This window comes from Sphingomonas sp. R86521, assembly GCF_042466235.1.
In the GTDB taxonomy this organism is placed as follows: Bacteria; Pseudomonadota; Alphaproteobacteria; order Sphingomonadales; family Sphingomonadaceae; genus Sphingomonas.
This window is the reverse complement of the sequence record NZ_JAXHBY010000001.1, coordinates 1642986-1667221: the sequence shown is the minus strand read 5'-3', so window position 1 is coordinate 1667221 and position 24236 is coordinate 1642986. Positions and strand designations below refer to the sequence as shown.

Here is a 24236-nt window from a genome sequence, read left to right as displayed (position 1 = left end):
CCGCGTTTCGACTTCCCCCGCCGCCGACCAGCCGTTAGCGGTACCAGCCACCGCCGCCCCGACCATGGAGTAACATCGTGCCCATATCCTTCGATCCCGCCGACGCACTCGGCAGCGACTGGCGCACCGGCCGCTGGCTCGGTCGCATCGATCGCGGCGACGGCCCCTGCCCGGTGCTGGTCGTTGATGGCATTGTCCATGACATGGTCCGGGTCGCGCCGACCGTCGCCGAACTCGTCGCGAACGGCGCGTTCGATCCCGCGCAGGGCGAAGCGATCGGCGCGCTCGATACGATCGGCCTGTCGGTCGACGGCGACGTCAAGCTGCTCAGCCCGATCGACCTGCAATGCGTCAAGGCGGCAGGCGTCACCTTCGCGGTGTCGGCGATGGAACGCGTGATCGAGGAGCAGGCGCGCGGCGACGCAGGCGCCGCTGCCGATGTCCGCGCGCGGCTGGAAGGGCGGATCGGCGGCAGCATGCGCGCGGTCGTGCCCGGATCGCCCGAAGCCGCGGCGTTGAAGCAGGCGCTGATCGACGAAGGCCTGTGGTCGCAATATCTCGAGGTCGCGATCGGTCCCGATGCGGAAATCTTCACCAAGGGCCCACCGCTGTCGAGCGTCGGTTGGGGCGCCGAGGTCGGCATCCGATCGGACTCGAGCTGGAACAATCCAGAGCCGGAAGTCGTGCTGCTGGTCGAGCCGAGCGGTCGCGCGGTCGGCGCGACGCTGGGCAACGACGTCAATCTGCGAGATTTCGAAGGCCGCTCGGCGCTGTTGCTCGGCAAGGCCAAGGACAACAACGCGTCCTGTTCGCTCGGCGCGTTCGTGCGGCTGTTCGACGACGGCTTCACGATGGACGACGTCCGCCAGGCCGAGATCACGCTGCGGATCGAGGGCACCGACGGCTACACGCTCGACGGCGCCAGCTCGATGAACCAGATCAGCCGCGATCCCGACGACCTGATCCGCCAGTCGCTCAGCGAGCATCAATACCCCGACGGCTTCGTGCTGTTCCTCGGTACGCTGTTCGCGCCGACCCAGGACCGCGACGTCCCCGGCCAGGGCTTCACCCACAAGGTCGGCGATACCGTCGCGATCGCAACGCCGAAGCTGGGGCGGCTGGTCAACGCCGTCACCACCTCGAAGGCCGCGCCCGCCTGGACGTTCGGCCTGACCGCCCTGATCCGCAACCTCGCTGCCCGCGGACTGCTGTCGGCATGACCCAGATACCGGAGACCCCCGTGACCGAATCCAACCGCGCGACCTACCCTTCCCTCCGCGACAAGCGCGTGATCGTCAGCGGTGGCGGATCGGGCATCGGCGCGGGACTGGTCGAGGCGTTCGCGCGGCAGGGCGCCAAGGTCGCGTTCGTCGACGTCGCCGAAGAGGCGAGCCATGCGCTGATCGACAGCCTGGGCGAAGTCGCGTACTTACCCATATTCCGCCGGCTGGATCTGACCGAACTCGATGCGCTCGTCAGCGTGTTCGCGGAGTTGCAGGCCGAACTCGGCGGCGTCGACGTGCTGATCAACAACGCCGCCAACGACGACCGCCACACCATCGCCGAGGTCACGCCCGCCTATTGGGACGAGCGGATGAACGTCAATCTGCGCCACCAGTTCTTCGCCGCGCAGGCGGTGATCCCGGCGATGAAGGCGGCCGGCGGCGGATCGATCCTCAACTTCGGATCGATCAGCTGGCATCTCGGCCTGCCCGAACTGATCCTCTACCAGACCGCCAAGGCCGCGATCGAAGGCCTGACGCGCAGCCTGGCGCGCGACCTCGGCCGCGACAACATCCGCGTCAACGCGATCATCCCCGGCAACGTGAAGACCCCGCGCCAGGAGAAATGGTACACGCCGGAGGGCGAGGCGGAGATCGTCGCCGCGCAGTGCCTCGACGGGCGCATCATGCCCGCCGACATCGCCGCGCTGGCGCTGTTCCTCGCCTCCGACGACGCCCGGATGTGCACCGCGCACAATTACTGGATGGATGCCGGCTGGCGCTGAACGACCGGCAGCCCACGAACCGCCCCCACGAACCGTGAACCACATTCATCGTACGGGGCCGCGCGCCGCTTGCTAGATCGCGGCGCGGTTCGTATGGTAGCGCTATCCAGACGCGTAACGCGTTGCAGCCTCGTCAGAAGGCGACCTAGGAAGGATACGGAAATGCGCTTCACGCTTGCCCTTACGCTGGCCGGAGCGACCATCGCGGCTTCCGCGACGGTCGCGATCGCCCAGACCGCGCCCCCCGCAGGCCAGGCGCCGCGCAGCCCCGACGGCAAGCGCTATCTGTCGCAGCCGCTGGTGACGAGCATCTACACCGCAGACCCGTCGGCGCATGTTTTCAACGGCAAGATCTACGTCTATCCCAGCCACGACATCGACGTGAAGATCGCCGACGACGACCTCGGCAACCAATATGCGATGCGCGATTACCGCGTACTGAGCATGGACCGGATCGGCGGCCCGGTGACGGTCGGCGGCGTCGCGCTCGACGTGAAGGACGTGCCCTGGGCGTCGAAGCAGATGTGGGCACCGGATGCCGCCTACAAGAACGGCACCTATTTCCTGTACTTCCCAGTCCGCGACAAGCAGCTCGACAAGAACGGGCTAGGCACCTTCCGGATCGGCGTCGCGACCTCGAATAGCCCGGTCGGCCCGTTCAAGGCGGATCCGAAGCCGATCGCCGGCAGCTTCTCGATGGACCCCGCGGTGTTCACCGACGCCAACGGCACCAGCTACATGTACTTCGGCGGTATCTGGGGCGGCCAGCTTCAGCGCTGGAAGGACGGCAAGTTCGACGCCAACGGCTCCGACACCGATCTGAAGCAGGACGACCAGCCCGCGCTCTCGGGCAAGATCGCCAAGCTCAATCCCGACATGAAGAGCTTCGCCGAAACCCCGCGCGACGTCCAGATCCTCGACGAGGCCGGCAAGCCGGTGCTCGGCGGCGACCATGAGAAGCGCTTCTTCGAGGCGTCGTGGGTCTTCAAGCGCGGCGGCAAATATTACTACACCTACTCGACCGGCGACACGCACTTCCTGAACTACGCCACCGGCGACAACCCTTACGGCCCGTTCACCTACAAGGGCCACATCCTCAAGCCGGTACAGGGCTGGACCAGCCACCATTCGATCATCGAATGGAACAAGAAATGGTGGCTATTCTATGCGGATACGCAGCTCAGCAACAAGAACCACCTCCGCAACGTCAAGGTCACCGAACTGAAGTTCGCGCCCGACGGCTCGATCCCGACCATCGATCCGTTCGTCAACTGATGTTCCTGGGTATCGATATCGGCACCTCGGGCGTGAAAGCCGTGGTGCTCGACGAAGCCGGCAGCGTCGTCGGCCAAGGCACCGCCGCGCTGACCGTGCAGCGCCCCCACCCGCTCTGGTCCGAACAGGATCCGGACGCGTGGTGGCGCGCGACTACAGCTGCGGTCCAGGCGATCGACCCCGCGGTCCGCCGCTCGGTCCGCGGGGTCGGGCTCGCCGGGCAGATGCACGGCGCGACCCTGCTCGACGCCGACGACCGCCCCTTGCGCCCCGCGATCCTGTGGAACGACGGCCGCAGCTTCGCCGAGTGCGAAGCGATAGAGCGTGCGGTGCCGAACCTGCGCGCGATATCGGGCAACATCGCGATGCCGGGCTTCACCGCGCCGAAACTGCTCTGGGTGCGCGATCATGAACCCGACATCTTCGCCAAGGTCGCGACGGTGCTGCTGCCGAAGGACTATGTCCGCTTGCAGATGACGGGCGACAAGGCATCCGACCTGTCCGACAGCGCGGGCACGCTGTGGCTCGACGTCGCCGAACGCCGCTGGAGCGATGAACTGCTGGCGGCGTGCGGGCTGACGCAAGCGCAGATGCCGACGCTGTACGAAGGGTCGCAGGTCACCGGCACGCTGACCGCCGAGATCGCCGAACTCTGGGGCATGCCACAGGTGCCCGTTGCAGCCGGTGGCGGCGACAATGCCGCGGGCGCGGTCGGCGTCGGGGTGGTCGCGGACGGCGACGCGCTGCTGTCGCTCGGCACCTCGGGCGTGATCTTCGTTGCGACGAAGGAGTTCCGCCCCAATCCCGACCGTGCCGTCCACGCCTTTTGTCACGCGCTGCCCGGGATGTGGCACCAGATGTCGGTGCACCTGTCCGCGGCGTCCTGCATCGATTGGGTCGCGCGGATCACCGGCGCGTCCGGCCCGGCCGAACTGTTCGCGCGCGCCGAGGCAGCGGGCCCAGCCAGCGGTCCCGAACTCTTCCTCCCCTATCTGTCGGGCGAACGCACCCCGCACAACGACGCCGAGGTGCGCGGCGCGTTCCTCCGCCTCGACAACGACACCGATGCCGGTCGCCTGTCGCAGGCGGTGCTCGAGGGCGTCGCGTTCGCGCTCGCCGATGGCGTCGACGTGCTGCGCGAAGCCGGCACCACCATCGATCGCCTGGCGGTAATCGGCGGCGGTGCGCGATCGCGCTACTGGGGCGAGACGCTCGCCGCTGCGATGGAGGTCGAGCTCGTCTATCTCCAGGGCGGCGAAGTCGGCCCCGCACTCGGCGCCGCGCGTCTTGCCCAGCTCGCGGTCGACGGCGGCGATCCCGCGACCGTCTGCGTCGCGCCCCCCGTCTCGCACCGCATCGCCCCCGATCCTGCCCTCGTCTCGGCGCTCGCCGAGAAGAAGGCGGCGTTCCGCCAAGCCTATTCCCGCATAACCCCCAAAGCCTAGGAATCACGATGTCCGACTTCTTCGCCGCAATCCCGCAAATCAAATACGAAGGCCCCGACAGCAGCAACGAGCTGGCCTATCGCTATTACGACAAGAACCGCGTCGTACTCGGCAAGACGATGGAGGAGCATCTGCGCTTCGCCGCGTGCTTCTGGCACACCTTCTGCTGGCCCGGCTCCGACGTGTTCGGCGGCGGCACCTTCGATCGCCCGTGGATGCACGGCGCCAACGACAGCGCGGCGGCAGCGCAGAAGCGCGAGGTCGCGTTCGAGTTCTTCCAGAAGCTCGACGTGCCCTATTACTGCTTCCACGATACCGACGTGATGGCCGATGCCGCCAACGTCGCCGAGCATCGCCGCTTCTTCGCCGAAGCCGTCGACCATCTGGAGCAACTTCAGGCCGCAACCGGCCGGAAACTCCTCTGGGGCACCGCCAACGCGTTCAGCCATCCGCGCTATGCGGCAGGCGCCTCGACCAACCCCGATCCCGAAGTGTTCGCGTTCGCCGCGATGCAGGTCCGCGACGCGCTCGAGGCGACGCATCGCCTGGGCGGCCAGAACTACGTGCTGTGGGGCGGTCGCGAGGGGTACGAGACGCTGCTCAACACCGACATGAAGCGCGAGCTCGACAATTTCGGCCGCTTCCTGAACCTGGTCGTCGAGCACAAGCACAAGATCGGCTTCACCGGCACGATCCTGATCGAACCCAAGCCGCACGAGCCGACCAAGCACCAGTATGATTTCGACACCGCCACGGTGTACGGCTTCCTCAAGCGCTACGGCCTCGAGAACGAAGTGCGCGTCAACATCGAGGCGAACCACGCCACGCTGTCGGGCCACACCTTCGAGCACGAGATCGCCACTGCGAATGCGCTCGGCATCTTCGGTTCGATCGACGCCAACCGCGGCGACCCGCAGAATGGCTGGGATACCGACCAGTTCCCGAACTCGGTCGAGGAACTGACGCTGGCGATGATCGAGATCATACGCGCCGGCGGCTTCACCACCGGCGGCTTCAACTTCGACGCCAAGGTGCGGCGCCAGAGCATGGACCCGGCCGACCTGTTCTACGGCCATGTCGGCGGCATCGACGTCGTCGCCAAGGGGCTGCTCTCGGCGGCCGCGATCATCGAGGATGGCCGCGTCGATGCGATCAAGACCAAGCGCTATGCCGGCTGGGATGGCGACTTCGGTAGCACCATCGGCGGGCTCGACCTCGCCGGCATCGCCGACCTCGCAGTCGAGCGCGCGATCGATCCGAAGCCGGTCTCCGGGCAGCAGGAGCGGATCGAGAACCTGATCAACCGGTTCCTCTGATTGACGCGGCGTCGCGGTCCCGGATCGGACCGCGACGCCGCCTTCCTGTGAACCAAATCTTTGTCGTTCCACGAACATCATGCGACTGATACGCTTGGTGTCGGGAGCCAATGATGACACAGACGACCGCCGATCCGACGCCCCTTTCGCATGACGCGGCCGCGGTCCCGCGGGTGCCGCGGGGAACCGGCCGGCGGCTTCACGGCGCTATCGCGAACAAGCTCGGCACCGCGATCCTGTCGGGCGAATACAAGCCGGGCGACGTGCTGTCGGGCGAGGTCGCGTTCTCCGAAGCACTCGACGTATCGCGCAGCGCGTACCGCGAGGCGGTCCAGGTCCTGACCGCCAAGGGGCTGGTCGAAAGCCGCCCCAAGACCGGTACGCGGGTGCTGCCGCGCAATCGATGGAACCTGCTCGATCCCGACGTGCTGGCCTGGGCATTCGGCGGCGTGCCAGACATCGGGCTGGTCCGCAGCCTGTTCGAACTGCGCGCGATCGTCGAACCCGCCGCCGCCGCGCTGGCCGCGGAACGCCGCGATCGCGCCGACCTGACCATCATGAAGGACGCGCTGGCGGCGATGCGTCGCCACACCCTGGCGACCGAAGCCGGGCGCGCCGCCGATCGCGAATTCCACGACGCCGTGCTCAGCGCGACCCGCAACGACGCGCTGGTGGCGCTCAGCGCGAGCATCGGCGCTGCGGTCAGCTGGACCACGCAGTTCAAGCAGCGGGGGCGGAGCCTGCCGCGCAACCCGATCCCCGATCACGTCCGGGTCTATGACGCGATCGCCGCCGGCGACCCGGTTGCGGCCAACGCCGCGATGCGCGCGCTGGTCGATCTCGCGCTCGACGATACGCAGATGGCGATGGCACTCCAGACCGTCGAATAACGATCGCTACCACCCCCATTGCGCTGTGGTAGCGCTATCTGTAGCCTCCCTAAAATAATGATAAAACAGGGAGAGCGATGATGATTCGCACATTAGGCATGAACTCGGTTCGCCGTCCGTACCGCCGCGGGCTGCTGTGGCTTTCCGGCTGCGCGCTCGCGCTCGGTACGGCCGCCCCCGCGCTGGCACAGAACGATCAAATGAGCGCGATCGCCACGCCTGCACAGCCCGGCGCGATCGAGCTCGGCACCGGCAAGCTGCCCGGCGCGACTGCCCCCGAGGCTTGGCATAGCCAATATGGCAGCGTCTTCACGCGCAACGTCACCGTCGCGACCCTCACCCCGTTCCTGCCCGATCCGGCCAAGGCCACCGGCACCGCAGTGATCGTCGCACCGGGCGGCGGTTTCCGCACGCTGTCGATGCAGAACGAGGGCTGGGACGTCGCGCGCGCACTCGCCGCCAAGGGCGTCGCCGCGTTCGTGCTGAAATACCGCCTCAACCCGACGCCGCAGGATCTGGCGACGTTCGCGCGACCGGCCTCCGGGCCGCCGATGCCGCGTCCGTCGGCGGATGCGATGATGGCCGGCCTGGAGCCGCAGATCGCCGACGCGCGCGCCGCGTTCGCGCTCGTGCGCAAGCGTTCGGCCGAATGGCATGTCGACCCCGCCCGGATCGGCATGGTCGGGTTCTCCGCCGGCGCGATGCTGACGATGGCTACGACCATGAGGGGCCAGGATGCGAAACCTGCCTTTATCGGCGACATCTATGGTCCGGTCGGCGCGATGACCGTCCCCGCCGACGCGCCGCCGATCTTCGTCGCACTGGCCGCGGACGATCCGCTGTTCGGCAATGGCGGGTTCGGGTTGATCGACAGCTGGCGCGCGGCCAAGCGTCCGGTCGAATTCCACCTGTTCGAACAGGGCGGCCACGGCTTCGGGATGTACCCGAAGACCACGACCAGCACCGGCTGGTTCGAGGAATTCGCCCGCTGGATGGCCATGCACGGCTGGCTGAAACCCGCGCAGTAACGCCGCGATACCATTGACCGACAGGAGAGACGCATGCGCCACAAGGTCCTGACCGCCTTGCTCATCGCGGTGGGCGCTTCCACCGCGTGCGGCGCCGGGGTTGCCGCGTCGCCGGTGGCGCAGGACCCGGCGCCCGAACAGGCGCCTCGCTACACCGCCATCAAGCTGTGGCCGAACGGCGCGCCGGGATCGTCCGCGCGCCGTAACGAGGCCGAGGTCGCGCGCGATTACTGGGTGCGCAACATCCACGATCCGTCGCTGATCGCCTTCCCCGCCGATCCCGTGCACCGCAACGGCGCCGCGGTCGTGATCATGCCCGGCGGCGGGCACAAACTGCTGGTCTGGACCAACGAGGGCACCAAGGTCGCGACCGCGCTCAACCGGATGGGCATCACCGCGTTCGTCCTGAAATACCGGCTCGCGAACGAACCGGGCTCGAAATATTCGGTCGAGGGCGACGCCGCGGACGATGCCCGACGCGCGATGCGATGGGTACGAGCACACGCCGCCGATTACGCGATCGACCCGGCCCGCGTCGGCGCGATGGGCTTTTCGGCGGGCGGCGAACTCGTATCGCTGATCGCGGACAATCCGCAGCCGAGCGGCCGCCCCGCGGTCGACGCGATCGACCAGCAACCCGCGCGCCCCGACTTCCAGGTCTTGGTCTTTCCGGGGCCCCGCGGCATCCCGGCGACCGCGGTCAAGGACGCGCCACCCGCGTTCCTGATCGCCGGCAGCCGCGACCCATGCTGCGCCACGCCCACCGTCGCGCTGTACGAGCAGCTGCGGAAAGCCGGGGTATCGGCCGAACTGCACATGTATGCGGACAGCGGCCACGCTTTCAATCTCGACGAATCCGATCGCATCTCGATCCTGCACTGGCCCGATCGGCTCCACGACTGGCTGTCCGACGGCGGCTGGCTCTCGACCAGACCGAAATCGAACCAGAAATAGCGCGCTAGCTCAGGCCGGCAGCGCTTGCGGCCGATCGGTCCGCGGGCGTGTCAGCGTCGACCCGATCGTCGCCGCGACCACGCTCGCCATACCCAGCCATTGCCAGCCCCCCAGCCGCTCGCCGAGGATCGCGAACGCCGCCGCGGCGCCGATCGCCGGCTCCATGCTGACGACGATCCCGAACACCTGGTTCGGCAACCGCTTCATCGCGAACATCTCTAGCGAATACGGCAGCGCGCTGCTGAAGATCGCGACGACGAACCCGATCATTAGCACCCGCGGCTCGAGCAGCGCCGCACCCGCCTGGGCGATCCCCGCGGGGACCGCGATCAGCGCCGCGGCGCACAGCCCCAGGCAGACGATCTGCCGCTCGGGAACGACCCTCGTCGCGCGCTTGCCGACGACGATGTACAGCGCCCAGAACACCGCCGCGAGCAACGCGAAGCCGACGCCGATGGGATCGATCGGATGCCCCGACGCACCCGGCAGCACCAGCGCGACGATCCCGACCGCCGCCAGCGCGACCCACAGCGCGTCGATCCGCGACTGAGAATAGGCCACCGCGACGCCTAGCGGGCCGAGGAACTCGATCGCGATCGCGACGCCCAACGGCAGCCGGCTGAGCGCGGCGTAGAAACTGAGGTTCATGCACGCCAGCACCACGCCGTAACCGATCACCGCCCGCGCCTGCACCGCATCGATCCGCCACCGCCACGGCCGCTGCACCGCGATCAGCAACAGCGCCGACAGCCCGATCCGCAGCGCGGTCATCCCCGCCGGCCCCGCGATCCCGAACAGCGTCTTTGCAAACGACGTCCCGACGCACAGCGACACCATCGACAGCACCAGCGGCGCGATCGGACCGATCAGGGTGACGGTGTTGCGCTCGCCGCTCACGCCCCGTCATCCTGACGAAAGTCAGGACCCAGGGCCTCGAACGCCGCGCCCCGTAACCCTGGATCCTGGGTCGAGCCCGGGATGACGAAGGCTCGCACCATTACTTCAACCTCAGCGGTAGCCCGGCGGCGACCAGATCGACCCGGTCGACGACCGCCGCCACGCGCTGGTTGAGGATCCCCGCGACATCGCGGAACCGCCGCGCCAGCGCATTGTCGGGGACGATGCCGTAGCCGACCTCGTTCGACACGAACACGATCCGCCCGCGCGCCGCGGCGACCGTCGCGACCAGCATTTCGGTCGCCGCGTCGATGTCATGCTCGCCGAGCAGCAGGTTCGACACCCACAGCGTCAGGCAGTCGACCAGCATCACCACGCCCTCGCCGTCCGCCGCGCGGATCGCCTCGGCCAGCGCCAGCGGTGCCTCGATCGTCCGCCAGCGCGCGTCACGATCCGCGCGGTGGCGGGCGATGCGGTCGCGCATCTCGCCGTCGAAGGCCTGCGCGGTGGCGATGAAGACATGATCGCCGCCACCAGCCTCGGCGATCGCCTGCGCATGCCGGCTCTTGCCCGATCGCGCACCGCCGAGCACCAGCCATGTCCGATGTTCGATCTGCATTCGCGTGTTTGCCCTTGTCGCATCGCCCTCGATTGGCGATGGCGGCGAATGATCGACAAGTCGAGGTCCGTTCCCGCCGAAATGCCGACGACGCACGGCGGACGCATCGACCTCGCCGCGCTGCGCTTCCCGCAGGCGCGGCAATCGTGGATCGACCTCTCGACCGGCATCAACCCGCATCGCTGGGACCCGCGCGGTGTCGATATCGACTGGGCTCGCCTGCCCGACGTTACCGCGCTCGCCGCGCTGGAAGCGGCCGCCCATGCCGCGTTCGGGATGACCAGCGGTGCGGTCGCCGCGCTGCCCGGCACCGAGATCGGCTTGCGCCTGCTGCGCGACGTCGGCCTGCCCGCGCCCGCGTGCCACGTCGTGCCGAGCTATTCGACCCACGCCGCCGCGTTGCCGGACAGCCTTCCAATCGCGCTCGACGGTATCGGTCCCGACGGCACGATCCTGCTCGCCAACCCGAACAACCCCGACGGCCGTATCATCGCGCCTGACCGACTGCTGGATATGGCTCGCGGACGCAGCGGCTGGCTGATCGTCGACGAGGCGTTCGCCGACGTCGATCCGGCGGTCTCGGTTCTGCCCCATTTGGGCGAAGACGATCCGGTGCTGGTGTTCCGATCGTTCGGCAAGTTCTTCGGCCTCGCCGGCCTCCGCCTCGGGTTTGTCTGCGGGCCCCCGGCGATGATCGCGCGGTTTCGCGAGCGGCTCGGCAGCTGGCCGGTTTCTTCCGCCGCGATCGCGATCGGAACCGCAGCGTACCGCGACACCGACTGGATCGCCGGGACCCGCGCGACCCTCACGGCATCGGCGGACCGCCTCGACGCGCTCTTCCAAAGCAACGGTTTTCACCCGCACGGCGGTTGCCCACTGTTCCGCCTCGTCGAGCACGACGCCGCCCCCGCTCTGTTCGAACGCCTAGCCGCCGCCGGCATTCTGACCCGCCCGTTCGACCATGATCCGCGCTGGCTGCGCTTCGGACTTCCCGGCGACGAACTCGCCTGGACCCGCCTGGCCGAGGCACTGCGTCATGGCTGACCCGGTAGCGCTTCTCGCGCTGGCGATCGACGCGACGGTCGGCTGGCCGCCGAAGCTCTACGCGCGGATTGGTCATCCGGTCGGCGCCTTCGCGCGGATCATTGGGTGGTGCGAACGCTGGAACGCCGGATCGGACCTCAAGCGGCGGATCCTGGGCATTGTCACGCTGGTGCTGGTTGCAGGCTTCGGCGCCAGCACCGCTTGGTTCGCGCAGACGGCGCTGACCGCATGGCTTGGTCCGTGGGCGTGGGTCGGCATCGCGATCCTCGCTGCGCCCGGCCTCGCGCAACGGAGCCTCGAAGCGCATGTCCGTCCGGTCGCCGCCGCGCTGCTCGTCGGCGATATCGCCGGCGCTCGCCGCGCGGTCAGCATGATCGTCGGACGCGACACCGCCACGCTTAACGAAGCCGGGATCGCGCGCGCCGGGATCGAAAGCCTCGCGGAAAGCTTCTGCGACGGCATTGCAGCCCCGCTGTTCTGGCTGATGTTGCTCGGTCTTCCCGGCCTGTGGGCGTACAAGGCGATCAACACGGCGGACAGCCTGATCGGCCACCGCGAGCCGCGCTGGCGAGCGTTCGGCTGGGCGTCCGCGCGTGCCGACGATATCGCCAACTGGGTTCCCGCGCGGATCGCCGGCGTCATCGTCTGCATCGCCGGCGCCAAGGGGTTCGGCATCATGTGGCGCGATGCGCGGAAACACGCGTCGCCCAATGCCGGCTGGACCGAAGCGGCGATGGCCGGCGCGCTCGATCTGCGGCTGGCCGGCCCGGTCGCCTATGACGGCATGACACATATCAAGCCGTGGCTGGGCGACGGACGCGCCGCTGCCAACGGCCACGACGTGATGCGCGCGCTCGCGGTGTTCCGCCGGTCCTGCCTGTTGCTGTGGATCATCGCCGGGGGGATCGCATGGGCGCTGTGATGCTGCAGGGCACAGGGTCGGACGTCGGCAAGTCGGTGCTGGTCGCCGGGCTGTGTCGCGCCTTCGCCAATCGCGGGCTCCGCGTCCGCCCGTTCAAGTCGCAGAACATGTCGAACAACGCCGCGGTCACCGCGGACGGCGGCGAGATCGGTCGCGCGCAGGCCACCCAGGCATTTGCCGCGCGTGTCGAACCCAGCGTCGACATGAACCCGGTGCTGCTGAAGCCGCAGGGCGACCGCACCTCGCAACTGATCGTCCGCGGGCAGGTCCGCGGGATCCTGGCTGCGTCGCGCTGGCGCGAGGGGCGCGAAGGACTGCTGGTCGACATCCTCGACAGTTATCGCCGGTTGCGCGCCGACTCCGACATCGTCGTCGTAGAAGGCGCCGGCAGTCCCGCAGAAATCAATCTGCGCAGCGGCGACATTGCCAACATGGGCTTCGCGCGCGCCGCCGGCGTGCCGGTGATCCTGATCGGCGACATCGACCGCGGCGGCGTGATCGCCTCGCTGGTCGGTACGCGTGCGGTGATCGATCCGGCCGACGCAGCGATGATCCACGGCTTTTTGATCAACAAGTTTCGCGGCGACCCGGCTCTGTTCGACGACGGGTATCGCGCGATCGAGGAGCGCAGCGGCTGGCGCGGGTACGGCGTCGTCCCCTGGCTTGCGGACGCGGCAAGGCTGCCGAGCGAAGACGCGGTGATCCTCGAACGCCTTGCGGCGAGCGCGGATGGCCGAATAGTTGTTGCCTGCCCGATCACCCCGCGGATCTCGAACTTCGACGATCTCGATCCGCTGAAGCTGGAACCCGGCGTCGACCTGGTCATGGTCCCCCCCGGCACGCCGATCCCCGACGCTGCGCTGATCGTCCTCGCGGGCTCGAAGGCGACCATCCCGGATATGGCGTTCCTCCGCGCGCAAGGCTGGGATATCGACATTTACGCCCACCACCGTCGCGGCCGGCCGGTGCTGGGCCTGTGCGGCGGCTACCAGATGCTCGGTCGCACGATCGCGGATCCCCACGGCATCGAGGGCCCGGCCGGCACGATCCAGGGCCTGGGGCTGCTCGACGTCGACACCGTCCTGACCGCGGACAAGGCGCTGGTCCGTGTCTCGGGCAACGCGCTTGGCGCGCGGTTCGACGGGTACGAGATGCACATGGGCCGCACCACCGGTCCCGCCACCGAGCGCCCGGTCGGCCGCTTCGACGACGGTCGCAGCGACGGCGCGATCAGCGTCGACGGGCTCGTCGCGGGCAGCTATGTCCACGGACTGCTCGCCGACGCCGCCCAGCGCGGCGCCTGGCTCGCGCGGATCGGCATCGCGGGGTCGGGCCCGGACCACCGCGCCTCGATCGATGCCGCGCTCGATGCGATCGCCGAAACGCTAGAACGCCATGTCGATATCGACGCGATGCTGGCGCTGTCAGAAACCGCCGACGACTAAAGCGAGCATCAACCCGGTCTCGACCAGTTCGATCCCGGCACCGTGGCAGTCGCCCGATACGCCGCCGATCCGCGCCTTCAGCCACCACCACCACGCGGCGATCAGCACCGGTGCCACCACCAGCGCCGGAACGAGCGCAACCGCGGCCGCCAGCACCAGCGCCCACCCGCCCACGTCGCGCGGCCGAACCGCGCCCGCGACTGCGGACCCAAGCCCCTCCCGCAACGGCGCCAACCATCGCGCCCAGACCAGCGGCCCGAGTCGGCCCGCGAACGGCACCAGGATGATAGGCCACCACGTCGCGACCGCGTGCATCAGCACCAGCTTCGCCAGCAGCTGCAGCACGATCGCGACCACGCCGAAGCTGCCGACATGCGGGTCCGCCATCACCGCCAGCAACCGCGTCCGGTCGATGTGCGCGGCGCCGCAGCCGTCGGCCAGGTCGGACAGGCCGTCGAGGTGCAGCGCACCGGTCACCGCGACCCACGCCACCAACGCGGCCAACGCGCCAACCCATGGATCGACCTGCGCCCCCGCCCAGCCCGCCAGCGCGACTATGCCGCCGATCGCCAGCCCGACCACCGGATACCACCGGATCGCCGCCGCGAAATCGGCCATGTCCGCCGCGACCTGCGGCATCGGCAGCCGGGTCAGGAACCCAAACGCGACTACCAGCCGCTTCACCACAGCCCGACGATCTGCGCCGTCGGCGTCGGTTCCCGCCAGATCTTCAGGGCCAGCACCGATGCATAGGGCAGGTCGAACGCCCACAACTCGCGCTGCCCGAACCCACACAGACCGGCCAGCGCAGCGCGCATCGCACCACCGTGCGTGACGACCAAGGTCGGTGCCACAACCTCCGCGACGGCAGCGGCGACGCGCGCGGTCAGCGCCGACCAGCGCTCGCCCCCCGGCGGCGGGTTCGCATCGGGATCGTCCCAGAAGAGGCCGAGCGCCCCCGCATCGACATCCGCCGCGGCCAGCCCGTCCCACGCACCGAAATCGAGCTCACGCCACCGCGCATCGGTCGCCACGGCACGCCCCGCGATCGCCGCAGCACACGCCGACGCCCGCTGGAGGTCCGACGACAAGATCGCCGCCACCTCCAGTCCCTCCGCCTGCCCCACGCACGCCGCGACCCCCGGTTCGGTCGCCGCGCTATCCGTCCGCCCGAGCAGCCGCCCGGTCAGCACCGGCGCGCCGTGCCGCATCAGATACAGCGGCACCGCATCGCTCATCCGGTCGACACACCGGCTTCGGCGAACGTCGCCATCTCGGCATGAACCGCGACCGCCGCGCGGATGATCCCCGCCGCCAGCGCCGCGCCGCTGCCTTCGCCGAGCCGCATGTCGAGGCAGAGCAATGGCTCCAGCGCGAACTGCCGCAACACGCGCCGATGCCCCGGCTCGGCCGAGCGATGCCCGGCGATGCAATGCGCGACGATATCGGGTGCCGACGCCACCAGCGGCGCGATCGCCGCACAGCAGATGAACCCGTCGAGCACCACCGGCACGCCCGCGATCCGCGCTGCCAGCACGGCGCCGGCGATCGCCGCGGTCTCGCGCCCGCCGACCCGCCGCAGCGTCTCGAACGCGGTGGCGGGTGCGCCGGCGTGGACCGCCAGCCCCGCATCGACCGCCGCGATCTTCCGCGCCAGCCCGTCGCCATCGACCCCCGTCCCCGGCCCGACCCAGGCGGCGCCACCGCCGCCGAAACTGCGCGCGCATAACGCCGCCGCAGCGGTCGAATTGCCGATCCCCATCTCGCCGAGTACGAGCAAGTCCAGCCCTGGTTCGACGACCGCCGCCCCCGCCTGCAGCGCGGCGAGGCATTCCGCCTCCGACATCGCCGGACCCTCGGTGAAATCCGCGGTCGGCGCGTCGAGCGCGATCGGCACCACGACGAGCTCCAGCCCCACCGCCTTCGCCAGCGCGTTGATCGCAGCCCCCCCGCGCTCGAAATTGCCGACCATCTGCGCGGTCACCGACGCCGGGAACGCGCTGACACCGCGCGCGACGACGCCGTGATTGCCCGCAAACACGACCGCGCGCACACGGTCCAGCCGCGGGATCGCACGGCCCTGCCACCCTGCCAGGAACAGTGCGATATCCTCAAGCCGGCCGAGCGACCCCGGTGGCTTGGTCAACTCCCCCTGTCGCAGCGCCGCCGCGGCTCGCGCATCGGCGTCCGCGGCGGGCAGGCTCGCCAGCGTCGTCTCGAACGCCGCGACCGTGTCGAACATCGTCATTCGACCACGAACCCCTGCGGCGGGGTGCGGGTGATGAAATGCCCTTTCACGCCTGCGGGCCATTGCTTGAACGGCACCTGCCCAATCTCGCTCTCTGCATAGAGTCGGGCGTAATCGAGGATCGCGCGCGCCGCGTCCTCGCCCGGCTCGAAGCGGCCGAGCACGTAGCCGACCTTGCCCGCGCCGCGCAGGTGCACCGTGCAGAAGTCCTGGCACGCGAACAGGCACGGCATCTCCTGCACCGCGACCCCGGCATAGGCCGGGTCGCTCGCCTGGACCGCGCGCAACGCCTCGACCAGCCGCGCGCCGCCGCGCAAACCTTGCACATCGTCGCGCTCCTCGACCGAGAAGCGGCAGGTGTTGCACGCGACCACAGCCGGCCCCTCGGCGACCGGTTCCAGCGTCATGCGAACGCCCGCCGCGGCTCAGGCACGCCCGCCGCGGTAAGTGCATGATACAGCGCGAGCAGACCGATCAGGATCGCACCGTTGCGGACGAACTGCCGCGCCATGATCTCGACCGACAACGCCGTGCCGATCCCGCCCAGCGCCAGCGACTCCACCAGGATCACCAGCTTGAACGCCACGAACGCAGCGACGTACGCGAGCACCAGTCGCACTGCCGGGCTGCCCCGCGCGGCCGCATCCGCCGCCAGCACACTCGCGATCGCGGCCACGCCGATCGCCACGCCCCACGCGATCGTCGACGCGTCATGCGGATAGCCGAGCGCGCAGAACCCGACCGCCTGGCTCGCGACCCATGCCGCGATCATCAGCGCGACGCCGTCGCTGCGCCGCATATGCACCGCCGCCAACGCAGCCAGCGCGGGGAACGGCGTCGCACAGGCGAACACCAGCGTCGTCGCGGTACTCGCGATCGTCAGCAACAGGATCCACGTCGTGGTCGCGCGCGCCATATTCATGTTCCCCATCAGAACCGCCCCCGCAGGCCGGCATAGACGCTGCGCCCCAGCGTACCGTAGCGGTACGTGGTCTGGTATTTCTCATCGAACACATTCTCGGTCCGCGCGAACAGCCGCACCGTATCGGAGATCGGCAGCTCGGCACGCAGGTCGACCAGCGTATAGTCGTCGAGCCGCGTGGTGTTCGCGGCGTTGTCGAACGTCATCCCCGACCAGCGCACTGCCGCGCCCAGCGACGCACCGCCTGCCAGCGTATAGGTAGCCGACGCATTGGCGGCGTGACGCGGCCGCCGCGGCAGCCAGTTGCCATAGGTCGCGCCCGGCGAGCGATCCTCCGACACCGTCCAGCTATAGTTCGAATCAAGGCTCAAGCGGCCAATCTGCGCGCGACCGACCGCCTCGATCCCGCGCGCGAACGCCCGCGATATGTTCTGGTAGAACCCGCTGCGAACGGTCGTGGTGCCCGGCTGGAAGCACAACGGGTTCGCCGCGACCGTCGGTCGTGCCGGACAGCTGGAGAAGATGATCTGGTCGCTGGTCCGTCGCTCGAAATAGGTGCCCCCGACCGCGATCCTGCCGCCCAGGAAACGCTGCTCGGCGCCCGCTTCCCAACCATGCGCCTGCTCTGGCGCCAGCGCCTGGTTCCCGTATTCGGAATAGAGCTGGTACAGCGTCGGCGCCTTGAACCCCTCGCTGTAGTTGCCGCGCAGAACGGTGCCGGTCGGCAGCACCCAGACGCCGCCGCCGGAGACCAGCGTCTTCGCGCCATACCGGCTATGGTCGTCGTTGCGGATCCCGCCGGTCAGCGTCAGCCCCTCGACTACCTGCCCGCTGAGCTGCCCATAGATTCCGGTGATCTCGGCCTTGCCGCGCGCCGGTGCCGGAACCGGGACGGCGAGCGATGCGGACGGCGACACGCTGCGGAACCGCGACCGCTCGTTCTCGACGCCGAAGGTCGCGTCCCAGCCCGTGGCGATGGCGAAGCTGCCCTGATATTCGAGTCGCTGATTGCGCCCGGCGGAATCGAACGACTTCTGGCGTGCGCGCGCCGGGCCGTAATTGTCGCGGTCGGTGTCGGTATAGCCGTACGCCACCCGGTTGCGCAGGCGGGCGTCGAACAGGTCTACGTTCAGGCCCGCATAGCCGACGAATTCGCGGTTCAGCGTGTAGTCGGCGGTGTCGGCAGTGGTCGAATCGAGGTCGGCGCGACCGCTGGAGTAATAACCGCGGACATCCGCGCTGACGCCGTGCGCGATGTCGAGCACCGCGCGGCCGGTCATGCTGCGGTTGGTGTAGCCATCCTTCTCGCGGCCGCCGAACGCCGGTGCGATTACCGAAATGCCGTCGGTCGTGAAGCTCTGTCCGCCGATCCGCCACGCCAGCGGCCCGGTCCGTCCGCCGAGCCCGGCGCGGGCGCTGACCGTCTGGCGTGATCCCGACTCGACGTCGAAGCTGCCTTCCAGCTCGCGCGTCGGCAGCGGCGTGACGATATTGACGACGCCACCGATCGCCTGGCTGCCCCACAGGATCGACTGCGGTCCGCGCAGCACCTCGATACGGCTGGCATCGCCGACCAGCAGGTTCGCGAAATTGTAGCCGCCGCCGGCCGCCGACGGATCGTTCAGCTTGACCCCGTCGATCACGACGACGGTCTGGTCGGCCTCCGCGCCGCGGATGCGCAGCGAGGTGTTGGTGCCGTATCCGCCGTTGCGCGACAGGCTGACGCCCGGGGTGCGCAGCAACAGGTCGGCGACGGTCAGGTCCTGGTTGCGGTCGATCGCCGCCTTGTCGAGGATGGTGACCGATGCGGCGACGCGGTCGATCGTTGTCGGTGTCCGGGTCGCGGTCACGACGACCGTGCCGGCCTCGCTCTCGGCGGTGGTCGCGGTAGCGGTGGCGGCAGCATCGGGCTTCGATGCCTCCTGCGCGAACGCGGATGTCGATGCGAACAGGCCGGCCAGTATGATTGTCTTCACGTAGATCCCCCTCAAGACGTCGGGACCCGAGCCACGAGGGAGAAGGCACAACACCTCCTCCCGCGGAACGCAGGTCGGCGATGTCGTCACGCGGGTTTTCCCCGTCCGTTCGGCGCACCCTGGCCGGACGAAAGACGACTGCGCCGGGCAGGTCTCCTGGCTCGCGGGTCAATGTCGTCCGGCGCCGGCAAAGGTTACTTTGCCAGGGACCGGTCCGTGCCGCCTTCTCAGGTCCCTGGGGTCCCAATGGCATGTGGCACGGCGACTCGCCGCTTACAGTTGCAGGGGCAGCCGGGGTTTTCCCGTTCCCTTTTCATCCCCGTCACCGGGGAACCTGACGCGCTCGCCTGCTAGGGCCGGCCCGGCCGGACGTCAATCAGGCGATCAGATGGAAGAACGATCCGGTGACGCGCGCGATGCGGTGGCCGGCGGGTGGCAGCGGATTGCCCTCTCCGTCGGTTAGGTCGGCGAGGTTGGCGGGTGCCCCGCCAGTGATGGTCGCATAGTGGAATTCATGCCCGCGACGCATCTCGCCGCGCTCGGCGAAGCCGGTCGGCTCGCGCCACGCGACATGGCGATAGCCGAGCGTCATCCGCCGCTGCGCGAAGCTGGTCTCGACCGGCAACAGTCCGGCCATCCGGTGCACCTTGCCCTCTGAATCGGCCAGCGTCTGCCCGAGCACCATATAGCCGCCGCACTCACCGTGCACCGGCCGGGTCGCCGCAAACTGCCGCAGCCCAGCGAGGAACCGCGCATTGCCCGCGAGCCGGCCGGCATGAAGCTCGGGATAGCCACCGGGCAACCAGCAGCTGTCGGCATCGTCCGCGGGCGCCTCGTCGTTCAGCGGCGAGAACCACGCGATCTCCGCGCCGGCACGACGCCAGCCGTCCAGCATGTGCGGATAGAGGAAGGCGAACGCCGCATCCCGCGCGACCGCGATCCGCTGGCCCGGGGGGCGCAGCCGGCTGGGCTCGGTCATGTGCCGATCCCCCTCCACGACCGTCACCCCAGCGTAGGCTGGGGTCTCCCGCGGCTCCTGTCCCGCGCTCGCAACGGGAGATCCCAGCCTTCGCTGGGATGACGGTATGCGCTGGGCTCGCAAACGCCCAGCCCCCGCTACGACCGCGTCCAGATCCACACGCTCGGCGATGCAGTCCGCCATCGCCTCGATCCGCGCCTCCAGGTCCGCAGTCTCGCCCGCCTGCACCAGCCCCAGGTGCCGCGACGGCATTTCCAGCCGCGCATCGGTCGGCAGAAACCCCAGCAACGGCACCGCGATCCGCGCGAACCCCGCCTCGATCATCCGCCGATGCCGCGGACTCGCACATCGGTTGACGATCGCCCCCATGATCGGCGGCGCGCCGGGAAAGGTCGCAAGCCCGTGCGCGACCGCGGCCAGCGAATGCGCCGCGCCCGACGCGTCGAGCACCAGCAGCACCGGCCAACCCAGCAGCGCCGCGATATCCGCGGTCGCACCGGTCGCCGCGCCGCGCGCGAGACCGTCGTACAACCCCATCGCGCCCTCCGCGACGATGAGGTCAGCCTCTGCCGCGATGCCCGTTGCCAGCGCTTCTATCGTCGCCGGCGCCATCGCGAACCCGTCCAGGTTGCACGACGGCCGCCCGGTCGCCGCAGCGTGGAATGCCGGATCGATATAATCCGGCCCGGTCTTCGCGCCGCCGATACGCAGCCCCCGCCGCGACAGCGCGCGCTGCAGCCCGATCGTCACGACCGTCTTGCCGCTGCCCGATCGCGGTGCCGATACGATCAGTCCGCGCGCCAGTCCCGTCATGTCCGTCTCCCGATCGCGGTCGCCTGCCATGATGCCGACTGGTGCACAACCGCCACACTGCGGACAAACCTGACGCAGTGCAGCAATGTGGCTTGATACGTTATACCATTAACAGCTAGCAGGCTCGCGACGTTCAGGAGTTCAGTATGAAGATGATTCTCGGTGCCAGCATGCTTGCCATCCTCGCGGCGACGCCTGCGCTCGCGCAGACCGCACCCGCCGACCCCGGCTCCAGTCCCGACCCCGGTTCCGCGACGGCGCAGCGCGAGATCATCGTCACCGCGCCGGTGTCGCGCAGCGAAACCGACGTGCTGCAGGGGACGTCGGTGCTGACCGGTGCCGAACTCACCCGCCAGCTGCGTCCGACGATCGGCGAGACGCTCGCGCGCCAGCCCGGCGTGTCGGCGACGTCATTCGGTCCCAATGCCTCGCGGCCCATCCTGCGCGGGTTCCAGGGTGAGCGCATCCGCGTGCTCACCGACGGCATCGGCTCGATCGACGTGTCGAACACCAGCGTCGACCACGCCGTGATCATCGACCCGCTGCTCGCCGAGCGCATCGAAGTGCTGCGTGGCCCGTCGGCTCTGCTGTTCGGGTCGTCGGCGGTCGGCGGCGTCGTCAACGTCATCGACACCCGCATCCCGCGCACGGTGCCGGAGAACGGCTACCGCGTGAACGGCATCGCCAACTACGGTTCGGCGGCGAACGAACGCTCGGGCGGCATGGCGGGCGACGTTGCGGTCGGCCCGCATCTCGTGCTCCACGCCGACGGTTCGTACCTTAAGTCCGACGACCTTCGCACCGGCAAGGACTATCTGCTCTCCGCCCCGGCGCGCGCTGCCGCACTCAGCCAGGTCGGCCTGCCGCAGGACACCGACGAGCCGATCGACTTCGCCGCCAACGCCGCGCTGCGCAACAAGCTGCCCAACTCCGCCAGCGAGACCTGGACCGCAGGGGTCGGCGCCGCGATCATCACCGACACCGGCAATCTCGGCGTCTCCTACAGCCATTACGACAGCCTCTACGGCGTCCCTGTCCGCTACGCGACCGCGGTCGGCCAAGAGCAGGAAGCACCGCGGCTCGACGTCGTCCAGAACCGCGTCGATGTCCGCGGCGAGGTCCAGACCGGCGGCGGCTTCCTCGACCGCATCCGCTTCCGCGCCGGCGAGGCGAGCTATCGCCATTTCGAGCTCGAGGAGGATAACTCGGTCGGCACCGCCTTCTACAACAAGGGTCTCGAGGGACGCCTCGAACTTGTCCAGGCCGACCGCGGCGGATGGCAGGGGGCGTCGGGCGTCCAGTTCTTCAACCGTATCTTCAATGTCGTAGGCGACGAGGCCTTTCTGCCCAAGAACGAGACCAACCAGACCGGTATCTTTACGCTGCAGCAATATGCATCGGGCCCGATCCGGCTGGAGGGCGGGGTGCGCTACGAACATACCGACCTGTCCGCGCGGACGCCCGACAACGACCTGCGGTTCTTCCGCGGCACCCGCGAATTCGACGCGGTCTCGGGCTCGGTCGGCGGCTCCTACGGCCTGACCGATCGCATCCGCCTCGGCCTCAACGCATCGCATACCGAGCGTGCGCCGTCGGGCGAGGAGCTGTTCGCCAACGGTGGCCATGCCGGCACCCAGGCCTATGAATTCGGCAGCCCCGACTTCAAGCTCGAGAAGAGCTGGGGCCTCGAAGGCACGCTCCACGCGCACGGCGACGGGTTCAGCTTCGACGCCTCGGCCTATTACAACTGGTTCTCCAACTACATCTCCGAGAACCAGGTCGGCCAGTCGGTCTGCGACGCCGCCGCCGCGCCATCGGGCCGCACCGTCGAACTGCCCTGCTTCCAGTATCAGCAGGCGGACGCGCGCTATTACGGGTTCGAGGCCAACGCCTCGCTCCGCGTGATGCGGGTCGGCAGCTATGTGATCAACGTCGATGCGCTCGGCGATTACGTCCACGCCAACATCGTCGACCAGGGCCCGGTACCCCGCATCCCGCCGATGCGCGTGCTTGGTGGGATCGAGGCGCAAGGCGACCGCGCCAACGCCCGGCTGGAGGTCGAGCACGTCTTCGACCAGAACCGCATCACTACCTTCGAGACCAGGACCGACGACTACACGATGGTCAACGCCTCGATCGGGTTCAGCCCGTTCGGCAAGGACAGCAAGACGAGCATTTTGCTCAGCGCGAACAACCTCTTCGACGTCGTCGCAAGGCGCCACGCGAGCTTCCTGAAGGACTTCTCCCCGCTCGCCGGCCGCGACTTCCGCGCGACGCTGCGGTTCGGGCTGTAACCATCCGTCATTCCGGGCTTGACCCGGGACCCAGGGTTACCAGCGTTGCCCTCCGTAACCCTGGGTCCTGACTTTCGTCAGGATGACGGTGTGGCTCAATCTCCCGTCATCCCTGCGAAGGCTGGGATCTTCTGCGGCAAGGGCGGGACGCCGCCGCGAGAGACCCCAGCCTTCGCTGGGGTGACGGAGCGGCAGCACAACGAAAAAGGGCGGAGACCGAAGTCCCCGCCCTGAAATCTCGTCGATCGCGAAGCTAACTCAGCGTGGCGCGCCATGCGGCGGCATCCCCGGCATCGCACCGCCCGGCATCGGCACGCCACCCGGCCCACCGGGACCGGCGGCACCCTGTTGCGCCTGCATCTGCCGCACGACGCTCTCGGGCAGGAAGTCGAGCAGCTTCACGTCGAACACCAGTGCGGAATTCGCCGGGATCGGCCCGGTGACCTTGTCGCCGTAACCAAGCGAAGGCTTAATCCACACGCGGTACTTAGAACCCTTCGGCATCAGCTTCAGCGCTTCGCTGAACCCGGGAACGACGCCGGCGACCGGCATCGGCATCGGCTGCTGCGACTTGTCGAAGGTGGTGCCGTTGAGCAGCTTGCCCTCATACTCGACCAGCGCGACGTCGGTGTCGGTCGGTTTGGCGGTACCGGTGCCCTTTTCGAGCACCTTGTACTGCAGGCCCGACGGCGTCGTGATCACGCCCTTCGCCCGCGCGTTGCGCGCCAGCGGATCGTCGCCCTGCCGTGCCAGCGCGAACGCCGACACGACCAGCAGGGCGATGCCGATCCACAGATAGATCAGGTAGCTGCGCTTGACGGGCAGCAACGGAACGGCGGTCACGGTCGACATGAAAGGCCTCGATATCGTGGCGCCGCGATCCGCGGCAATCCGGCCGGCGCGGCTGCGCACCGGCAAAAGGTCGGCGAGCCTCGCGGCCCGCCAGTTACCTTACCGTGCGCCGTCGCGCTCGGCGCGCTTGCGGTCCATCTTGCGCGAACGGCGAACCGCTGCAGCGCGCTCGCGGGCACGCTTTTCCGACGGCTTTTCGTAATGCCGGCGCAGCTTCATTTCGCGATAGACGCCCTCGCGCTGCAGCTTCTTCTTGAGCGCGCGCAACGCCTGGTCAACGTTGTTGTCGCGAACGATAATCTGCATAGT

23 protein-coding genes and 1 riboswitch are annotated in these 24236 nt (G+C 68.8%); of the genes, 12 read left to right on the top strand and 11 right to left on the bottom strand.

Translation table 11 applies throughout. The annotated features are described in order from the left end of the window. The first annotated feature begins 77 nt into the window (after positions 1–77). The 8 genes from SJY20_RS07840 (at position 78) to SJY20_RS07805 (ending at position 8916) form a co-directional block, all read left to right on the top strand. On the top strand, positions 78–1220 hold the full coding sequence (locus tag SJY20_RS07840; RefSeq protein ID WP_380786121.1) for a fumarylacetoacetate hydrolase family protein: 1143 nt from the start codon (positions 78–80) through the stop codon (positions 1218–1220). A gap of 20 nt (positions 1221–1240) precedes the next feature. After that, complete coding sequence (locus SJY20_RS07835) at positions 1241–2008, top strand: SDR family NAD(P)-dependent oxidoreductase (protein ID WP_380786120.1); 768 nt, start codon at positions 1241–1243, stop codon at positions 2006–2008. 162 nt (positions 2009–2170) lie between these two features. Then, on the top strand, positions 2171–3283 hold the full coding sequence (locus tag SJY20_RS07830; protein ID WP_380786119.1) for a glycoside hydrolase family 43 protein: 1113 nt from the start codon (positions 2171–2173) through the stop codon (positions 3281–3283). Further along, positions 3283–4728 (top strand): xylulokinase, encoded by a 1446-nt coding sequence (gene xylB, locus SJY20_RS07825; RefSeq protein WP_380786118.1) that lies wholly within the window; start codon positions 3283–3285, stop codon positions 4726–4728. Before SJY20_RS07830 ends, xylB begins: the two co-directional genes overlap by 1 nt. Before the next feature lie 8 nt (positions 4729–4736). Beyond that, complete coding sequence (xylA, locus tag SJY20_RS07820; RefSeq protein ID WP_380786117.1) at positions 4737–6044, top strand: xylose isomerase; 1308 nt, start codon at positions 4737–4739, stop codon at positions 6042–6044. Positions 6045–6157: 113 nt separating this feature from the next. Next, positions 6158–6934, top strand: a complete 777-nt coding sequence (locus SJY20_RS07815) for a FadR/GntR family transcriptional regulator (protein ID WP_380786116.1) — start codon at positions 6158–6160, stop codon at positions 6932–6934. Positions 6935–7032: 98 nt separating this feature from the next. Then, positions 7033–7962, top strand: a complete 930-nt coding sequence (locus tag SJY20_RS07810) for an alpha/beta hydrolase (protein ID WP_380788606.1) — start codon at positions 7033–7035, stop codon at positions 7960–7962. Positions 7963–7995: 33 nt separating this feature from the next. Continuing rightward, positions 7996–8916 carry an alpha/beta hydrolase gene (locus SJY20_RS07805; protein WP_380786115.1) on the top strand — a complete coding sequence of 307 codons (921 nt, stop codon included), beginning with the start codon at positions 7996–7998 and terminating at the stop codon, positions 8914–8916. A gap of 9 nt (positions 8917–8925) precedes the next feature. Here the strand turns inward: SJY20_RS07805 and SJY20_RS07800 are convergent, their stop codons facing one another. Together SJY20_RS07800 and cobU are read right to left on the bottom strand one after the other, a co-directional pair. Beyond that, positions 8926–9813, bottom strand: a complete 888-nt coding sequence (locus SJY20_RS07800) for a DMT family transporter (RefSeq protein WP_380786113.1) — start codon at positions 9811–9813, stop codon at positions 8926–8928. Positions 9814–9913: 100 nt separating this feature from the next. Next, positions 9914–10432, bottom strand: a complete 519-nt coding sequence (cobU, locus tag SJY20_RS07795; RefSeq protein ID WP_380786111.1) for a bifunctional adenosylcobinamide kinase/adenosylcobinamide-phosphate guanylyltransferase — start codon at positions 10430–10432, stop codon at positions 9914–9916. Positions 10433–10480: 48 nt separating this feature from the next. On the opposite strand from cobU, the gene SJY20_RS07790 reads away from it, so the two are divergent. The 3 genes from SJY20_RS07790 to SJY20_RS07780 are packed head-to-tail and all read left to right on the top strand — an operon-like array spanning position 10481 to position 13843. Next, the gene (locus SJY20_RS07790; RefSeq protein ID WP_380786109.1) at positions 10481–11476 is read left to right on the top strand and encodes a threonine-phosphate decarboxylase; all 996 of its coding nucleotides are present in this window, start codon (positions 10481–10483) and stop codon (positions 11474–11476) included. Continuing rightward, positions 11469–12398: an adenosylcobinamide-phosphate synthase CbiB gene (gene cbiB / locus SJY20_RS07785; RefSeq protein ID WP_380786107.1), complete on the top strand. Its 930-nt coding sequence runs from the start codon at positions 11469–11471 to the stop codon at positions 12396–12398. Before SJY20_RS07790 ends, cbiB begins: the two co-directional genes overlap by 8 nt. Next, entirely contained in the window at positions 12386–13843 is a 1458-nt protein-coding gene (locus tag SJY20_RS07780) for a cobyric acid synthase (RefSeq protein ID WP_380786104.1), read from the top strand. Before cbiB ends, SJY20_RS07780 begins: the two co-directional genes overlap by 13 nt. Here SJY20_RS07780 and cobS read toward each other — a convergent pair. The 7 genes from cobS to SJY20_RS07745 all read right to left on the bottom strand — a co-directional run bounded on the left by cobS (position 13823) and on the right by SJY20_RS07745 (position 20781). Then, the gene (gene cobS, locus SJY20_RS07775) at positions 13823–14527 is read right to left on the bottom strand and encodes an adenosylcobinamide-GDP ribazoletransferase (RefSeq protein WP_380786102.1); all 705 of its coding nucleotides are present in this window, start codon (positions 14525–14527) and stop codon (positions 13823–13825) included. The genes SJY20_RS07780 and cobS overlap by 21 nt on opposite strands. Further along, positions 14524–15081, bottom strand: coding sequence for a histidine phosphatase family protein (locus SJY20_RS07770; protein ID WP_380786100.1), 558 nt, complete (start codon positions 15079–15081; stop codon positions 14524–14526). Before SJY20_RS07770 ends, cobS begins: the two co-directional genes overlap by 4 nt. After that, the gene (gene cobT / locus SJY20_RS07765; RefSeq protein ID WP_380786098.1) at positions 15078–16091 is read right to left on the bottom strand and encodes a nicotinate-nucleotide--dimethylbenzimidazole phosphoribosyltransferase; all 1014 of its coding nucleotides are present in this window, start codon (positions 16089–16091) and stop codon (positions 15078–15080) included. The genes SJY20_RS07770 and cobT overlap by 4 nt, the downstream gene beginning before the upstream one ends. Beyond that, complete coding sequence (locus SJY20_RS07760; protein ID WP_380786096.1) at positions 16088–16498, bottom strand: DUF1636 domain-containing protein; 411 nt, start codon at positions 16496–16498, stop codon at positions 16088–16090. The genes cobT and SJY20_RS07760 overlap by 4 nt, the downstream gene beginning before the upstream one ends. Continuing rightward, positions 16495–17013 (bottom strand): hypothetical protein, encoded by a 519-nt coding sequence (locus SJY20_RS07755; protein WP_380786094.1) that lies wholly within the window; start codon positions 17011–17013, stop codon positions 16495–16497. The genes SJY20_RS07760 and SJY20_RS07755 overlap by 4 nt, the downstream gene beginning before the upstream one ends. Positions 17014–17021: 8 nt before the next feature. Beyond that, on the bottom strand, positions 17022–18989 hold the full coding sequence (locus tag SJY20_RS07750; protein ID WP_380786092.1) for a TonB-dependent receptor plug domain-containing protein: 1968 nt from the start codon (positions 18987–18989) through the stop codon (positions 17022–17024). Between the two features lie 128 nt (positions 18990–19117). Next, a riboswitch (cobalamin riboswitch) is annotated at positions 19118–19342 on the bottom strand. Positions 19343–19365: 23 nt separating this feature from the next. Beyond that, the gene (locus tag SJY20_RS07745) at positions 19366–20781 is read right to left on the bottom strand and encodes a cobyrinate a,c-diamide synthase (RefSeq protein ID WP_380786090.1); all 1416 of its coding nucleotides are present in this window, start codon (positions 20779–20781) and stop codon (positions 19366–19368) included. A 146-nt stretch (positions 20782–20927) separates the two neighbouring features. Here SJY20_RS07745 and SJY20_RS07740 point away from each other — a divergent pair, with 146 nt between their 5' ends. Then, complete coding sequence (locus SJY20_RS07740) at positions 20928–23075, top strand: TonB-dependent receptor (RefSeq protein WP_380786088.1); 2148 nt, start codon at positions 20928–20930, stop codon at positions 23073–23075. 258 nt (positions 23076–23333) lie between these two features. Here SJY20_RS07740 and SJY20_RS07735 read toward each other — a convergent pair whose 3' ends face one another. Both SJY20_RS07735 and rpsU read right to left on the bottom strand, forming a co-directional pair. Continuing rightward, the gene (locus SJY20_RS07735; RefSeq protein WP_380786087.1) at positions 23334–23927 is read right to left on the bottom strand and encodes an FKBP-type peptidyl-prolyl cis-trans isomerase; all 594 of its coding nucleotides are present in this window, start codon (positions 23925–23927) and stop codon (positions 23334–23336) included. 99 nt (positions 23928–24026) lie between these two features. Then, a complete protein-coding gene (gene rpsU, locus SJY20_RS07730; RefSeq protein WP_380786086.1) occupies positions 24027–24233 on the bottom strand; it encodes a 30S ribosomal protein S21 in 207 nt (68 codons plus the stop codon). Positions 24234–24236 lie beyond the last annotated feature (3 nt).

What these genes read in the sequence shown, in the direction of transcription:
- SJY20_RS07830 (WP_380786119.1), top strand. Translation starts at nt 2,171, where the DNA reads ATGCGCTTCACGCTTGCCCTTACGCTGGCCGGAGCGACCATCGCGGCT.
- xylB (WP_380786118.1), top strand. Translation starts at nt 3,283, where the DNA reads ATGTTCCTGGGTATCGATATCGGCACCTCGGGCGTGAAAGCCGTGGTG.
- xylA (WP_380786117.1), top strand. Translation starts at nt 4,737, where the DNA reads ATGTCCGACTTCTTCGCCGCAATCCCGCAAATCAAATACGAAGGCCCC.
- SJY20_RS07815 (WP_380786116.1), top strand. Translation starts at nt 6,158, where the DNA reads ATGACACAGACGACCGCCGATCCGACGCCCCTTTCGCATGACGCGGCC.
- SJY20_RS07810 (WP_380788606.1), top strand. Translation starts at nt 7,033, where the DNA reads ATGAACTCGGTTCGCCGTCCGTACCGCCGCGGGCTGCTGTGGCTTTCC.
- SJY20_RS07805 (WP_380786115.1), top strand. Translation starts at nt 7,996, where the DNA reads ATGCGCCACAAGGTCCTGACCGCCTTGCTCATCGCGGTGGGCGCTTCC.
- cobU (WP_380786111.1), bottom strand. Translation starts at nt 10,432, where the DNA reads ATGCAGATCGAACATCGGACATGGCTGGTGCTCGGCGGTGCGCGATCG.
- SJY20_RS07790 (WP_380786109.1), top strand. Translation starts at nt 10,481, where the DNA reads ATGATCGACAAGTCGAGGTCCGTTCCCGCCGAAATGCCGACGACGCAC.
- cbiB (WP_380786107.1), top strand. Translation starts at nt 11,469, where the DNA reads ATGGCTGACCCGGTAGCGCTTCTCGCGCTGGCGATCGACGCGACGGTC.
- SJY20_RS07780 (WP_380786104.1), top strand. Translation starts at nt 12,386, where the DNA reads ATGGGCGCTGTGATGCTGCAGGGCACAGGGTCGGACGTCGGCAAGTCG.
- SJY20_RS07770 (WP_380786100.1), bottom strand. Translation starts at nt 15,081, where the DNA reads ATGAGCGATGCGGTGCCGCTGTATCTGATGCGGCACGGCGCGCCGGTG.
- cobT (WP_380786098.1), bottom strand. Translation starts at nt 16,091, where the DNA reads ATGACGATGTTCGACACGGTCGCGGCGTTCGAGACGACGCTGGCGAGC.
- SJY20_RS07760 (WP_380786096.1), bottom strand. Translation starts at nt 16,498, where the DNA reads ATGACGCTGGAACCGGTCGCCGAGGGGCCGGCTGTGGTCGCGTGCAAC.
- SJY20_RS07755 (WP_380786094.1), bottom strand. Translation starts at nt 17,013, where the DNA reads ATGAATATGGCGCGCGCGACCACGACGTGGATCCTGTTGCTGACGATC.
- SJY20_RS07745 (WP_380786090.1), bottom strand. Translation starts at nt 20,781, where the DNA reads ATGACGGGACTGGCGCGCGGACTGATCGTATCGGCACCGCGATCGGGC.
- SJY20_RS07740 (WP_380786088.1), top strand. Translation starts at nt 20,928, where the DNA reads ATGAAGATGATTCTCGGTGCCAGCATGCTTGCCATCCTCGCGGCGACG.
- SJY20_RS07735 (WP_380786087.1), bottom strand. Translation starts at nt 23,927, where the DNA reads ATGTCGACCGTGACCGCCGTTCCGTTGCTGCCCGTCAAGCGCAGCTAC.
- rpsU (WP_380786086.1), bottom strand. Translation starts at nt 24,233, where the DNA reads ATGCAGATTATCGTTCGCGACAACAACGTTGACCAGGCGTTGCGCGCG.